The 14,340-nt window shown below is 70.6% G+C and carries 12 protein-coding genes; 5 read left to right on the forward strand and 7 right to left on the reverse strand.

Translation table 11 applies throughout. The features are described 5' to 3' along the window. Positions 1-15 precede the first annotated feature (15 nt). Positions 16-783, forward strand: a complete 768-nt coding sequence (locus tag G6N31_RS05270) for a DUF4333 domain-containing protein (protein ID WP_098002574.1) — start codon at positions 16-18, stop codon at positions 781-783. Positions 784-787: 4 nt separating this feature from the next. On the opposite strand, the gene G6N31_RS05275 is transcribed toward G6N31_RS05270, so the two are convergent. After that, entirely contained in the window at positions 788-1,744 is a 957-nt protein-coding gene (locus G6N31_RS05275) for a 5'-3' exonuclease (protein WP_098002575.1), read from the reverse strand. Positions 1,745-1,782: 38 nt separating this feature from the next. On the opposite strand from G6N31_RS05275, the gene G6N31_RS05280 reads away from it, so the two are divergent. Next, positions 1,783-2,913 carry a M24 family metallopeptidase gene (locus G6N31_RS05280; RefSeq protein WP_098002576.1) on the forward strand — a complete coding sequence of 377 codons (1,131 nt, stop codon included), beginning with the start codon at positions 1,783-1,785 and terminating at the stop codon, positions 2,911-2,913. A gap of 8 nt (positions 2,914-2,921) precedes the next feature. Here G6N31_RS05280 and G6N31_RS05285 read toward each other — a convergent pair whose 3' ends face one another. Further along, positions 2,922-3,347, reverse strand: a complete 426-nt coding sequence (locus G6N31_RS05285) for a F420-dependent biliverdin reductase (RefSeq protein WP_098002577.1) — start codon at positions 3,345-3,347, stop codon at positions 2,922-2,924. A 34-nt stretch (positions 3,348-3,381) separates the two neighbouring features. Here G6N31_RS05285 and dprE2 point away from each other — a divergent pair, with 34 nt between their 5' ends. Together dprE2 and cbiE are read left to right on the forward strand one after the other, a co-directional pair. Then, on the forward strand, positions 3,382-4,131 hold the full coding sequence (gene dprE2, locus G6N31_RS05290) for a decaprenylphospho-beta-D-erythro-pentofuranosid-2-ulose 2-reductase (RefSeq protein ID WP_098002578.1): 750 nt from the start codon (positions 3,382-3,384) through the stop codon (positions 4,129-4,131). After that, positions 4,128-5,321, forward strand: a complete 1,194-nt coding sequence (gene cbiE / locus G6N31_RS05295) for a precorrin-6y C5,15-methyltransferase (decarboxylating) subunit CbiE (RefSeq protein WP_098002579.1) — start codon at positions 4,128-4,130, stop codon at positions 5,319-5,321. The genes dprE2 and cbiE overlap by 4 nt, the downstream gene beginning before the upstream one ends. On the opposite strand, the gene G6N31_RS05300 is transcribed toward cbiE, so the two are convergent. From G6N31_RS05300 to cobG, 5 genes are read right to left on the reverse strand one after another with little or no spacing between them, the layout of a single operon-like run. Beyond that, positions 5,284-6,372, reverse strand: coding sequence for a phosphotransferase family protein (locus G6N31_RS05300; protein ID WP_098002580.1), 1,089 nt, complete (start codon positions 6,370-6,372; stop codon positions 5,284-5,286). The genes cbiE and G6N31_RS05300 overlap by 38 nt on opposite strands. Before the next feature lie 15 nt (positions 6,373-6,387). Then, the gene (locus G6N31_RS05305; protein ID WP_098002581.1) at positions 6,388-7,002 is read right to left on the reverse strand and encodes a TetR/AcrR family transcriptional regulator; all 615 of its coding nucleotides are present in this window, start codon (positions 7,000-7,002) and stop codon (positions 6,388-6,390) included. A 52-nt stretch (positions 7,003-7,054) separates the two neighbouring features. Then, complete coding sequence (locus tag G6N31_RS05310; protein ID WP_098002582.1) at positions 7,055-8,542, reverse strand: precorrin-2 C(20)-methyltransferase; 1,488 nt, start codon at positions 8,540-8,542, stop codon at positions 7,055-7,057. Further along, positions 8,539-9,165: a precorrin-8X methylmutase gene (locus G6N31_RS05315; RefSeq protein ID WP_098002583.1), complete on the reverse strand. Its 627-nt coding sequence runs from the start codon at positions 9,163-9,165 to the stop codon at positions 8,539-8,541. The genes G6N31_RS05310 and G6N31_RS05315 overlap by 4 nt, the downstream gene beginning before the upstream one ends. 9 nt (positions 9,166-9,174) lie before the next feature. Beyond that, the gene (gene cobG, locus G6N31_RS05320) at positions 9,175-10,299 is read right to left on the reverse strand and encodes a precorrin-3B synthase (RefSeq protein WP_098002584.1); all 1,125 of its coding nucleotides are present in this window, start codon (positions 10,297-10,299) and stop codon (positions 9,175-9,177) included. Between the two features lie 308 nt (positions 10,300-10,607). Here cobG and cobN point away from each other — a divergent pair, with 308 nt between their 5' ends. Beyond that, positions 10,608-14,216, forward strand: a complete 3,609-nt coding sequence (cobN, locus tag G6N31_RS05325; protein ID WP_098002585.1) for a cobaltochelatase subunit CobN — start codon at positions 10,608-10,610, stop codon at positions 14,214-14,216. Positions 14,217-14,340: the final 124 nt, after the last annotated feature.

Consider the following 14,340-nt stretch of genomic DNA (forward strand, 5'->3'; position numbering starts at 1 on the left):
CGACCAAGGAGAGAAATGAGCGGACCGCAGGGACCTGATCCGACGCAGCCGTGGCCGGGTCAACAGCCTGAGTCGTCGGGCGCGGAGCAACCGTCCGGCGATGCCGCCACCGACCAGGGCTGGCAGCCGCCGTCGGGGTCGGAGCAGGCGCAGGCGCCCGGTGCCGAGCAACCCCAATGGCAGCCCCCGGCCTACACGCCGCAGCAGTATCCGCAGTACCAACAGCCGCAGCAGTACGCGCCGCAGTATCCCCCCACCGACCAGTACGGTCAGCCGACCGGCTACCCCCAGCAGGGGCAGTACGGTCAGCCGGGCGCTTACGGGCAGCCCTACGGTCAGCCGGGCTACGGCCCGCCGCCCGGGCAATTCGGCCAGCAGCCGGGTCAGCCGGGGCAGTTCGGCCAGTACCCGGGCTATTCGGCGCCGGGTTCGGAGGACGGGTCGAAGCGCTCGCTGGCCGTCATCGGCACGGTCATCGGTGTGCTCGTCGGCGTCGTCGTCATCGCGGTCCTGGTGCTGGGTTTCTGGAAGCCGGGCTTCTTCGTCACCACCAAGCTCGACATCGGGGCCGCCGAGCAGGGTGTCCAGCAGATCCTGACCGACGAGACCAACGGCTACGGTGCCACCAACGTCAGCAATGTGACCTGCAACGACGGTGTCAGCCCGACCGTGCGCAAGGGCGCCACCTTCGAGTGTGAGGTCAGCATCGACGGCACCATCCGGCAGGTCACCGTGACGTTCCAGGACGACGAGGGCACCTACGAGGTCGGCCGGCCGAAGTAGCCGATCAGCCCGGCAGAGCGTCGAGCGCGCTCTGCAGGCGGCCGACCGAGGACGACACGCCGTAACGCTCGGCGAGTTCGGAGACTTTGCGGGGGTTCCGGGCCGCCAGCGGCAACGCGTCGGAGTCGGTGGAGAAATCCACGTCGCAGTCCGTGGCCACCCGCACCACCGGCGCCGCCGCCGCGATGTAGTCGGCCGCTCCGCGCAGCTTGGTGCGGTGGGCTTTCGACAGCCCCGAGCGGGGGTCCTCGGTGGCGGCCAGAATCTGGTCCAGGGAGCCGTATTTCGCCAACAGCGCAGCCGCGGTCTTCTCGCCGATGCCGGCCACACCGGGCAGCCCGTCGCTCGGGTCGCCGCGCAGCAGCGCCAGCTCGGCGTAGGCGGGTCCCGCGCGGTCGACCGGGACACCGTAGTTCTCGGCGACCTCCGCCGGACCGTGCTTGATGGCTTTGGAAAGGCCGCGGCCCAGGTAGAGCACCCGCACCGGCACCGGCTCCTCGCGGACGAGCTGCAGCAGGTCGCGGTCCCCGCTGACCACCACCACCGGGTCGTGCCGCTCCCGCTCGGCCAGCGTGCCCAGCACGTCGTCGGCTTCGTGGTGGGCCGCGCCGGCGGTCGCGATGCCGAACGCGTCGAGGATCTCGAAGATCATGTCGACCTGCGGGGTCAGGTCGTCGGGAACCTCCTCGACGTCGGGTTCGTCGTCGAGGTTCTCCTCGACCACCCGATGGGCCTTGTAGGACGGGATCAGGTCGACCCGCCACTGCGGTCGCCAGTCGTCGTCACGGCAGACCACCAACCGGTGCGGCTGTTCGCGGGTGATCACCGTGGCCACGGCGTCGAGGAAGCCGCGCACGGCGTTGACGGGTCGGCCGTCGGGGGCGGTGATGGACGACGGGACACCGAAGTAGGAGCGAAACCACATGCTCGCACCGTCGAGGAGCACCAGGGGAGCAGTCACCCCGCCATCCTGCCAGGGCAGTGACTAGCCTTGCGGTCATGTCCGACGGTCGATTCAGCACGCAGGTCTACGCCCACCGGATGGCCGCCGCCGCGCGCGCCGCCGCCGACGCGGGACTGGCGGGCCTGGTCCTGACTCCCGGCTACGACCTGCGGTATCTGACCGGCTCGCGCGCCCAGACCTTCGAGCGGCTGACCGCGCTGGTGCTGCCCGCCGCCGGCGACCCGACCGTCGTGGTGCCCCGGCTGGAACTGGCCGCCCTCAAGGAGTCCGCGGTGCCCGAACTGGGCGTGGCCGTGCGCGACTGGGTCGACGGCGACGATCCCTATGCGCTGGTCGCCGACGCGCTGGCGGGGGTGGATCAGCCGGCGGTGGCGGTGACCGAGTCCATGCCCGCCCTGCATCTGCTGCCGCTGGCGCAGACTCTGGGTGTGGTGCCGGTGCTGGCCACCGACGTCCTGCGCTCGCTGCGGATGGTCAAAGACGCCGCCGAGATCGACGCGCTGCGCGCCGCCGGCGCGGCGATCGACCGCGTGCACGCCCGGGTACCGGAGTTTCTCGTCCCCGGTCGCACCGAAGCCGACGTCGCCGCTGATATCGCCGAAGCCATTGTCGCCGAAGGGCATTCGGAGGTGGCGTTCATCATCGTCGGCTCCGGTCCGCACGGGGCCGACCCGCACCACGAATGTTCGGACCGGCAACTGCGGGAAGGCGATGTGGTGGTCGTCGACATCGGCGGCCCCTACGGCGTCGGCTACAACTCCGACTGCACCCGGACCTACAGCATCGGCGAACCCGGCGACGACGTGCGACGCCGGTATGCGGTGCTGCAGGAGGCGCAGCGCGCCGCGGTGGCCGCGGTGCGCCCGGGCGTCACCGCTGAACAGGTCGACGCCGCCGCCCGTGACGTGCTGGCGGCAGCCGGGCTGGCCGAGGCGTTCGTGCATCGCACCGGCCACGGCATCGGTCTGTCGGTGCACGAGGAGCCCTACATCGTCGCCGGCAACGCGCTGCCGCTGCAGCAGGGCATGGCTTTCTCGGTGGAGCCGGGCATCTACTTCGCCGGCGAGTGGGGCGCGCGGATCGAGGACATCGTGATCGTCACCGGCGACGGTGCCGAGCCGGTCAACAACCGACCGCACGATCTGACCGTGGTGCCGGTGCGCTGACTCCGCGGTCAGGTGTCGCTGCGGTCGAGCAGGCTCGACGAGCCCAGCACCCGCTCGATTTTGACCTCGATCACCACGCGTTTCGGATTCGGGCGCGGTGTGCGATAGCGCTGCGCGTAGCGCAGTTCGGCATCGCGCACGTGGTCGGTGTCGGTGCGTACCGTCGACTTGCCTTCCAGTGACAACCACCGGGCCCCGTCGACCTGGCTGAGCACGGCCACGCCGCGATGTTCGGCGTTGACCGCCTTCTGGGAACCTCCGGTGGTGATCACCCGGGCGATGTGGGTCTGCGGATCGAAGGTGAACCCGACGGCCACCACATGCGGTGATCCGTCGTTGCGCAACGTGGTCAGCATGGCGAGATGACGCTCGGTCAGGAAGGCCAGCGCGTCGGTGGTCAGCTTGGTGGTCGCCTTGCGACCGGATGTAGCCATCGGCCCCACGCTAGCGCAGGCGATAATCGCAGCCGTGGATGACACGGTGGACGACCCGGTCGTGATCTTCGGCGGGCGCAGTGAGATCGGCACCGAGCTGGGGCGGCGGGTGACCCGCGACGCGACGGTGATCCTGGCCGCGCGCCGGGCCGATGAGCTCGACGACCAAGTCTCGGCCATGCGGAAGGCGGGTGCGTCGGCCGTGCACACCATCGAATTCGACGCCGACGATCTGGCCTCCCATCGTGGCGTCGTCGACGGCATCCTCGCCCGCCACGGCGCGATCGGCACCGCGGTGCTGGCCTTCGGCATCCTCGGCGACCAGGAGCGCGCCGAGCGGGATCCGGGCCACGCCGCGGCGATCGTGCACACCGACTTCGTCGCGCAGGTCAGTCTCCTCACCACGCTGGCCGACACGATGCGCGCCGCCGGACGCGGAACGCTGGTGGTGTTCTCCTCGGTGGCCGGGGTGCGGGTCCGGCGGGCGAACTACGTCTACGGGTCGGCAAAGGCCGGGCTGGACGGCTTCTGCAGCGGGCTCGCCGACGCCCTGCACGGATCCGGGGTCCGGTTGCTGGTGGTGCGTCCGGGCTTCGTGGTGGGCCGGATGACCGAGGGGATGTCGCCGGCGCCGTTCTCCTCGACACCGGCCGAGGTCGCCGACGCCACCGTTCGCGCACTGCGCCGGGGCCGGTCGCAGGTCTGGGTCCCGGGAATCCTCAAGCCGGTGTTCGCGGCGTTGAAGCTGCTGCCCCAACCGATCTGGCGGAGGATGCCGCGATGAACCGGATCGTGGTGGTCGGTATCGGCGCCGACGGAATGGCCGGGCTCGCCGAGTCGGCCCGCGCCGAATTGCGCAGAGCCACAGTGGTTCACGGATCGTCGCGGCAGATCGACCTGCTCGACGACTCGGTGTCGGCGCAGCGGCGGATATGGCCGTCACCGATGCTGCCCGCGCTGAGCGGTCTGCTCGACGGGGCCGACGGGGACGTGCATGTGGTGGCCAGCGGCGACCCGTTGCTGCACGGGGTCGCGACATCGTTGATCCGGCTGCACGGCACCGACCGGGTGACGGTGCTGCCGCATGTGTCGTCGGTGACGCTGGCCTGCGCGCGGCTCGGGTGGCCCGCGCCGGACACCGAGATCATCAGCCTGGTCACCGCCGCGGCGCACACCGCCGTGCGCCGCGGCGGTCAGGCGATCGTGCTGTCCCGCGACGCCTCGACCCCGGCCGCACTGGCCCGGTTGCTCACCACCAGCGGGCGCGGCGACTCGGAGCTCACCGTGCTCGAACAACTCGGCGGGCCCGCCGAGCGGGTGCGGACCGACACCGCCCGGCAGTGGGCGTCCCGACCGCCCGCCGACGTCGACGACCTCAACGTGATGGCGGTGCGCTACCTGCCCGACGAACGGCGGTTCGGCGCGCTGCCCGACGATGCATTCGCCCATGACGGGCAGATCACCAAGCAGGCGATGCGGGCCGTGACCCTGGCTGCGCTGGCGCCGCGGCCCGGTGAACTGCTCTGGGACGTGGGCTCGGGGTCGGGCAGTGTGGCCATCGAGTGGTGCCGAACCGGGCCCGGCTGCCGGGCGATCGCCTTCGAACGCAACGATGCCCGGCGCGAACGGATCGCCCGGAACGCGGCAGCCCACGGGGTAGGCGTCGAGACCAGCTTCGACGCGCCGGAGGCGTTCCGCTCCGCACCGGCCCCCACGGCGATCTTCCTCGGCGGCGGCGTCAGCCAGCCCGGCCTGATCGACGCGTGCTGGCAGGCTCTGCGGCCCGGCGGGCGGCTGGTCGTCAACGCGGTCACCGTGGAGTCCGAAGCGGTTCTGGCGCAGTCGTTTTCCCGGTACGGCGGTGAATTACAGCGTTTCGCGCACTACCGCGGTGAAGCGGTCGGGTCGTTCACCGGCTGGCGGCCGGCGATGCCGGTCACGCAGTGGTCGGTGACGAAGCCTCATACGATCTGACCAGCTCGATCGAATCGAGTTCGCGGATCGCCCGGCAGCCGCGGTGCAGCATGGTCAGCATCATCTCGTCACCACGCTCGGTGGACGACGCGAACGCGGTGCCCAGCGCGGTGATCAGCGGTGCCTGCAGCACCCCGAGTCGGTAATCGTGCCAACAGGTCTCGAGGTCGTAGCCGGTGACGCCGTGGCCCAGCAGCGCCGCGTGGTAGCGCGCCACCAGATCGCGTTCGACTGCTGCGCGCGTCTCGGGCTGCAGGCTGGTCCCGGTGAAATACGCCAGATCCCGGCTCGGCAGCCCGATTCCCAGCGTCTGCCAGTCGACGACGGTGACGCGGGTGCGGTCGGGATCGTAGAGCAGGTTGTCGAGCCGGTAGTCGCCGTGCATCAGCGAGAAACGGTCGGGCACCGCGAGCAGCCACGGGGTGACCAGGCTCATGGCGGCCAGCAGCGTATCGCGGTCCTCGTCGCTGACCGACGCGCCGAGTTTGTCCAGCGTGATGTCGGCGGCCATCTTGGCTACTTCGCCCATGCCGCCGGCGGCGGCCTCGTCGCCGGGTTTGGGCATGACGATCGAGGGCAGGTCGAAGTAGCGCCGCTCGTTCCACGTCGGGCCGTGCAGCCCCGCCAGTGCCTCGACGGCCAGCTCGGCCTCGGCCGCGGTGCACCCGGCGATCTGGTCGCCCTGCACGGCAGGAGCCATGTCGGCCAGCACGAGCACGAAATCTTTGCCGTCGGAGGAGATCTCGCTGTGGAAGCAGTTCGGCGCCGGAATGGCGACATCCTTGGCGATCGCGGTGTAGAAGTCCACCTCGGATACGTAACCCAGCGCCACGCGCTCGCGCACCGCGTCGTCCTGTGCGGGCAGTTTCACCGCGAAAGTCGTTGGCGGAGTGGAGGGTCGGTCGCCCGGGGGGTAGCTGGCCGTGACCCGGTAGGTCGCGCCGGTCTGGCCGGTGCCGATGGCGACCACATCCACCGCGCTGACCTCGGTGCCCAGTACCGATCCCAGCCAGGCGGCGGTGAGATCTTCGGGACTACGGGGAATCGTCACTCGCATCGCCTTTCGTCAGGCGCCGTCTTCGGCGTAGATGGTGCGTAACCAGATCGTCTCGGCGCCCGACAGCAGGTCGTCACGGCTGAGTCGGCCGCCGACGGTGTAACGCTCCATCAGCCGGTCGTTGAACTCCAGCAGCAGGCTGGCCAGCACGTCGGGTGCGGTGCCGGCGGGGGCGCGGCCACCGGAGCGTTCACCGTTGATCATCGCCGCGACCGACGGCACGAACGATTCCCGGGCGTCGTCCCACAGAGTGCGGACGGCGGCGCTGGTGGCCCGGGCCTCGAGCATCGCCTGGAGCAGGTAGCGGTGCTCGTCGACGGTGTCCAGCAGCGCGTCGAGCATCCCGCGGATCCGGGCGCGGGGCGGCCGGTCGGTGCTGCTGAGCAGGTCGCGCGCCATGAATCCGTCGTCGTACATCGGCTCCAGTAGCGCTGCCACCGCGGCGGCCTTGTTCTCGAAGTAGAAGTAGAACGCCGACCGGGTGACGCCGGCCCGGCGAGTCACGTCGGCGATATTGAGGGCGTCGAAACCCGACTCACGGAGATGGTGATCCAGTGACTCCAGGATCGCGGTTCGGCGGATGTCGCTCTTCTGCGGCTGGCGCCGGTCGGTGGGAGAGCGCACCGCGCGACCCTAGCCTGGGGTTCTGACGACTGTCAACGATGCGAGACGGCTGTCAACCGGTCGGGTAGTAGCGCGGCGTGAACACCCGGTCGGGCGCGCCGTCGGAGTCGGCCGGATGCCATTGCGTCTGTGAGGAGCCGACGATGAGCAGGCAGCGCATATCCACCTGCGCCGGGTCGAGGTCAGCCAGGCGTACCACCGCCACCGACTCGGCGGGGCCGGCGACGTCACGGCCGATGACCACCGGGGTGTTCGGATCGCGGTGGGTCAGCAGGAGGTCGCGCATCGCACCCACCTGCCAGGTGCGGGTCTTAGAGGCGGGGTTGTAGATCGCCAGCACCAGGTCGGCTTCGGCCGCGGCGCGCAGACGGCGCTCGATGACGTCCCACGGTTTGAGCCGGTCGGACAGCGAGATCACTGCGTAGTCGTGACCCAGCGGCGCGCCGACGCGGCTGGCGACCGCCTGCGCGGCGGTCATGGCCGGGATGACCCGGACTTCCACCCCGGGCCACTGTTTGGCCTCTTCGAGCACCGCGGTGGCCATCGCGAAGACGCCGGGGTCGCCGGAGGAGACGACCGCGACATTGCGGCCCTGCTGGGCGAGCTCACACGCCAGCCGCGCGCGGGCCGGCTCGTCGGTGTTGTCGCTGGGGTGGCGCTGCTGGCCGTCGCGGACCACGACCCGGTCCAGGTAGGGGCCGTACCCGATGAGGTCGGTCGCCCCCGCCAGTTCGCGGCGGCACTCCGGCGTGGTCCACTGCGCGTCACCCGGCCCGAGCCCGACCACCGCGACCGAGCCGGTTGCCGCCGGTCCGGCGGGGCGGCCGGCCAGCATGGCCAGGGCGAAGTACGGCACCGAGCCGTCGTCGACGTCGGCGGCCGGCAGCACCCGCTGACGCTCGGTGCTGGCCCTTTCGACATAGAACGCCTCGTCGAGCCGCCCGGACGCCGAAAGCGCTTCGCGCACCCGCGGATAGGACCGGCCCAGCTTCAGGATCACCGCGGCGTCGGTGTCGGCCAGCCGACGCTGGAGTTCGTCGGCGGGCAGCGTTCCGGGCAGGATCGTCAGTACCTGTTCGCCCTGCACCAGCGGCGTGGCCACCGCCGCCGACGCGGCACTGACCGACGTCACCCCGGGCACGATGTGGGCGTCGAAACGCTGCGTCAGGCGGGTGTGCATGTGCATGTAGGAGCTGTAGAACAGCGGATCGCCCTCGGCGAGCAGCGCCACATCGCGACCGGCGTCGAGGTGCGCGGCGATGCGGTCGGCGGCCTCGCGGTAGAAGTCCTCCATGGCGCCGGCGTAGCCGCCCGGATGGTCGGCGACCTCGGTGGTCACCGGGTAGACCAGATGTTCCTCGATCTGGCCGTCGCGCAGATAGGGTTCGGCGATACCGCGGGCGATGCTGCGGCCGTGCCGAGCGCTGTGATAGGCCACCACGTCGGCCGCCCCGATCACCCGGGCAGCCTTCACCGTCACCAGCTCGGGGTCACCGGGCCCCAGCCCGACCCCCCACAGGGTTCCGCGTTGCTCGCTCATTCCTGCTCTGCCGCAATCGCATTCACGGCCGCGGCGGCCATCGCACTGCCCCCGCGGCGACCGGTCACCAACAGGTACGACATACCTCGGGGGTGCGCGATGAGCTCGGCTTTGGACTGCGCGGAGCCGACGAAGCCGACCGGTCCGCCCAGCACGGCCACCGGGGCGCCGACGCCTTCGTCGACGAGCTCGAGCAGCCGGAACAGTGCCGTCGGCGCATTGCCGACGGCGAAGACCGCGCCGGGGATCCGGTCGGCCCACAGGTCGACCGCGGCCGCCGACCGGGTGGTGCCCAGCTCGGCGGCCAGCTCGGGGGCACGGTGGTCACCGACCAGCGAGACCACCTCGTTGTCGGCGGGCAAACGGGACCGGGTGATCCCCGCGGCGACCATGGACGAGTCACACAGGATCGGCGCGCCGTCGCGCAGCGCCGCATGTGCCCGCGCCACCACATCCCCGGTGTAGGCGACATGCTCGGCGAGGTCGACCTGCCCACAGGTGTGGATCAGCCGCACGACCACGCGCGCCACATCGTCGGGAAACCTCGTCAGGTCGGCTTCGTCGCGGATCGTCGCGAACGACTGCCGGTAGATCTCAGCGGCGTCGCGAATGTAGTCGAGCACCTGCTCACCCTAAGGGTGGGCCGACAGCGGGCGGTAACCGTCTCCGGTGGCGACGACGACCTGCCCACCCGCGGGACTGCCGCATGCCCGCTCGCATCCGACGAAGTGCCGATGAGTCGTGCCGGTGACCGCCGCGGCGCGGACCGCGGCCGCGGCGTCGGCGCGCACGTCGGCTCTCGACCGTGCACAACCCGGCAGGCCCGTGCACGCCGACACGTCCAGCCACGGCGAGTTCTCGTCGAAGACCAGGCCCATCGGAGCCAGCACCCGCAAGGCGGTGTCGGCGACGCTTTCGTCCAGGTCGAACAGCAGCACCGACCGCCACGGCGTGACGACAATCGGGGCGTCCACCGCGGCCAGGAACCGGGCCACCTCGGCGTCGAGGACACCCAGCGGCACCGCAGCGCCCAGCGCGACGCGGCCGTCCTCCTGCGCGATCCAGCCGACCGGCGGCCGGGTCCGGCCCGGCCACGTCCTACCCGGCGCAGCAGTGGGCTGCTGACCGAGCAGCGTGCCGGGATCGTCGAGTTCGGTGACCCGCCAGGCCTTCTCCCGGACATCGAGGAATCGGTGGGCGAGCGTGGTCAACATGGCGATCACGTCACCGTGCGCCACGCGCACACCGGTGTCGCGGCCGGCCAGCAGGACCGCTGCGGTCGTCCCGTCGACCGCGTGGCTGCCGATATCGGCGGCCAGGCCCGAGACGTCACCGCGGCCGTCGTCGATGCCGAACATGAACCGGCCAGGCAGTTCGGCCAGCCGGGAATCCTCGCGGATCGCCCGGTCCAGTGCGGTCACGGCGCCACGGATGTCGACGGTTCCGCCGACGCGCCCGGACAGCGGCGAGGCGACAATGTTGCGGACTCTCTCGTGGGTCGGTGACGGGAGCAGTCCGGCGGCCGCGAGCCGATCGGCCACCGCAGCGGTGTCGCCGACGCCGCGGATCTGCAGGTTGCCGCGCGAGGTCAGCTCCAGCGTCGAGGATCCGTGCTCGATCGCGGCCAGCGCGATCGCCTCCAGTTGCTCGGCCCGCAGCATCCCGCCCGGCAACCGGATGCGGGCCAGTTCACCGTCGGCTGCGGTATGGGTCTGCAGCGCGCCGGGGCAGGCGTCGTCGTCCCGTGATCTGGGCACCCGTCCACGGTACAAGCGCTGCTCCGTCGGACTCGGATGTGACCGCCATCACTTCGCTGAGCGGACAGTTCCGTCCCGCACACGAGCGGCTCAAAACCCAGTACCGGCGGTACCGTCTGGCATACCGCCCGCGAGGTCGCGGACACCGGAAAGGACCTGCCATGCTGTCGATCGTCGTCATCGCCGCCGTGATCGCCGCGCTCGTCGCCGTGCTCGGCCTGCCCTATGGACAGACCTGGTACGCCCGCTGGAACCCGCCCCGCTGACGGGCGTCCTCGGCCGGCGCGTTCGTACGGTACGAATGTGGGGTGACCGAGCCCGCCGCCGCTGACCGCGCGCCCACCGTCTTGCTGCTGTCCACGTCGGACACCGACCTGATCACGGCCCGGGCCAGCGGCGCGCAGTATCGCTGGGCCAACCCGTCCCGGCTGGTCGACGGCGAGCTCGAGGAACTTCTGGCCGGATCCGATATCGCGGTCATCCGCATCCTCGGCGGTTACCGCTCCTGGCAACACGGCATCGACGCGGTCGCCGCCAGCGGCATCCCGACGGTGGTGGTCAGCGGCGAGCAGGCGCCCGACGCCGATCTTATGGGGCACTCCACCACGCCCGCCGGCGTCGCGCTGCAGGCCCACATCTACCTGGCCCAGGGCGGCGTGCCGAACCTGGCGAACCTGCACGCGTTTCTGTCGGACACCCTGCTGATGACCGGGTTCGGCTTCGCCGAGCCGGTCACCACGCCGACGTGGGGCCTGCTGGAGCGGCCCCGCCCGAGCTCTGCCGGTCCGACCGTCGCCGTGTTGTATTACCGCGCACAGCATCTGGCCGGCAACACCGCCTACGTCGAGGCCCTGTGTGACGCGATCACCGACGCCGGGGGAACGCCGCTGCCGGTGTTCTGCGCATCCCTGCGTACCGCTGACGCGGAGCTGCTGGCCCTGCTCGGCACCGCCGACGCACTGATCACCACGGTGCTGGCGGCGGGGGGTGCCACCCCGGCGGCGGTCGGCGCCGGGGGAGCCGACGACACGTGGAACGTCGCGCATCTGGCCGAGCTGGACGTGCCGATCCTGCAAGGCTTGTGCCTGACGAGCTCACGGGCGCAGTGGGAAGCCAATGACGACGGCATGTCGCCGCTGGACGTCGCCACGCAGGTGGCGGTGCCCGAGTTCGACGGCCGCATCATCACGGTGCCGTTCTCGTTCAAGGAGATCGACGACGAGGGCCTGATCTCCTACGTCGCCGACCCCGAGCGGTGTGCCCGGGTGGCCGGACTGGCCGTCGGCCATGCCCGGTTGCGTTCGATCACCCCCGCCGACAAGCGGGTGGCCCTGGTGTTCTCGGCCTACCCCACCAAGCACGCGCGGATCGGCAATGCGGTGGGTCTGGACACGCCCGCCAGTGCGATCCGCCTGCTGCAGGCGATGCGCGAGGCCGGCTACGACATCGGGGAGGTGCCCGGGCTGGCGGCCGAAGATGGTGACGCGCTGATGCACACCCTGATCGAACGGGGCGGTCAGGATCCGGACTGGCTCACCGACGGCCAATTGGCGACCAACCCGATCCGCGTGTCGGCCAACGACTATCGGGGCTGGTTCGCCACCCTGCCGGCGGATCTGGCCGACGCGGTGGTCGAGCACTGGGGCCCGCCGCCGGGCGAACTGTTCGTCGACCGCAGCCGGGACCCGGACGGCGAGATCGTCATCGCAGCAATGGTTTCGGGCAACATCGTGATCATGGTGCAGCCGCCGCGTGGGTTCGGTGAGAACCCGGTGGCCATCTACCACGATCCCGACCTGCCGCCCAGCCACCACTATCTGGCGGCGTACCGCTGGCTCGCAGGTGAATTCGGGGACAGCTCCTTCAAGGCCGACGTCGTCGTCCATCTCGGTAAACACGGCAACCTGGAATGGCTGCCGGGCAAGACGCTGGGCATGTCGGCCTCGTGCGGAACCGATGCCGCGCTGGGCGATCTGCCCTTGATCTACCCGTTTTTGGTCAACGACCCGGGGGAGGGGTCGCAGGCCAAGCGACGCGCGCACGCCACCCTGGTCGACCACCTGATCCCGCCGATGGCCAGAGCCGAGACCTACGGTGACATCGCCCGGCTGGAACAGCTGCTCGACGAACACGCCACGGTGTCCGCGCTGGATCCGGGCAAGCTGCCGGCCATCCGCCAGCAGATCTGGACCCTGATGCGCGCGGCGAAGATGGACCACGACCTCGGGCTCGAGGATCGTCCGGACGAGGACTCCTTCGACGACATGCTGCTGCACGTCGACGGGTGGCTGTGCGAGATCAAGGACGTCCAGATCCGCGACGGGCTGCACGTGTTGGGCCAGGCCCCGCACGGCGAGGACGAAGTCGACCTGGTGCTGGCGATCCTGCGGGCCCGCCAGCTCTTCGGTGGTGAGCAGACCGTGCCGGGGCTGCGTCAGGCGCTGGGTCTGGCCGAGGACGGCAGCGACGAACGCGTCGCCGTCGACGCGGCCGAGGCGCGGGCGCGGGACCTCGTGGTGGCACTGCAGGACAGCGGTTGGGACCCCGCCGTCGTGGACTCGTTGACCGACGACACCGACGTGGCGGCGATCCTGCGTTTCGCCGCCACCGAGGTGGTTCCGCGGCTGGCCGGCACCGCCGGCGAGATCGACCAGATCCTGCGCGCGCTCGACGGCCGTTTCATCGCGGCCGGCCCGTCCGGCTCCCCGCTGCGCGGGCTGGTCAACGTGCTGCCCACCGGGCGCAACTTCTACTCCGTCGACCCCAAGGCGGTGCCGTCGCGCCTAGCCTGGGAAACGGGTGTGGCGATGGCGGATTCGCTGCTGGAGCGCTACCGCAGCGATTACGGGCGGTGGCCGGAGTCGGTCGGTCTGTCGGTGTGGGGCACCTCGGCGATGCGCACTGCCGGTGACGACATCGCCGAAGTCTTTGCGCTGCTGGGGGTTCGGCCGATCTGGGACGACGCGTCGCGGCGGGTGGTGAATCTCGAACCGATCCCGTTGGCCGAGCTCGGTCGCCCACGCATCGACGTCACGGTGCGCATCTCCGGGTTCTTCCGGGATGCGTTCCCGCATGTCGTCGCGCTGCTCGATGACGCCGTGCAACTCGTGGCGGACCTCGACGAAGCGGCCGCGGACAACTACGTGCGTGCGCACACCCTGGCCGACGTCGCCGAACACGGCGACCAGAGGCGAGCCACCACAAGGATCTTCGGATCGAAGCCGGGTACCTACGGCGCCGGGCTGTTGCAGTTGATCGACAGCCGCAACTGGCGCGACGACGCCGACCTGGCCGCGGTGTACACCGCCTGGGGCGGCTTCGCCTACGGCCGCGGCCTCGACGGCGCACCGGCCACCGACGACATGAACCGCGCCTACCGCCGAATCGCCGTGGCGGCCAAGAACACCGACACCCGCGAGCACGACATCGCCGACTCCGACGACTACTTCCAGTACCACGGCGGCATGGTGGCCACCGTGCGGGCGTTGACCGGCAAAGACCCGGCTGCCTACATCGGCGACAACACGCGCCCGGACGCCGTGCGCACCCGCACGCTGTCGGAGGAGACCACCCGGGTGTTCCGGGCCCGCGTGGTCAACCCGCGCTGGATCAACGCGATGCGCCGCCATGGATACAAGGGGGCATTCGAGATGGCGGCCACCGTCGATTACCTGTTCGGCTACGACGCCACCGCGGGCGTGATGGCCGACTGGATGTACGAGCAGCTGTCCTCGAGCTACGTCCTCGATGACGAGAACCGCAAGTTCATGGCCGAGTCCAACCCGTGGGCGTTGCACGGCATGGCCGAACGTCTGCTCGAAGCCGCCGGCCGCGGAATGTGGGCTGCTCCCGAGCCCGCCACCCTGGACGGTCTCAAGCAGGTGCTGTTGGAGACCGAAGGCGACCTCGAAGGCTGACGTCGCCTTGGCTTCGCGCGCACCCCTTGGGGGCGGTTACGTAACGCAGTGGCGGAATCTGGACCCGAAAATCGCCGTGGGGTTACGCAACCAGTGGGCTTGCTGCAAGGGCCGCCGCCGCGCG

It is taken from the genome of Mycolicibacterium duvalii (assembly GCF_010726645.1).
Taxonomy (GTDB): Bacteria; Actinomycetota; Actinomycetes; order Mycobacteriales; family Mycobacteriaceae; genus Mycobacterium; species Mycobacterium duvalii.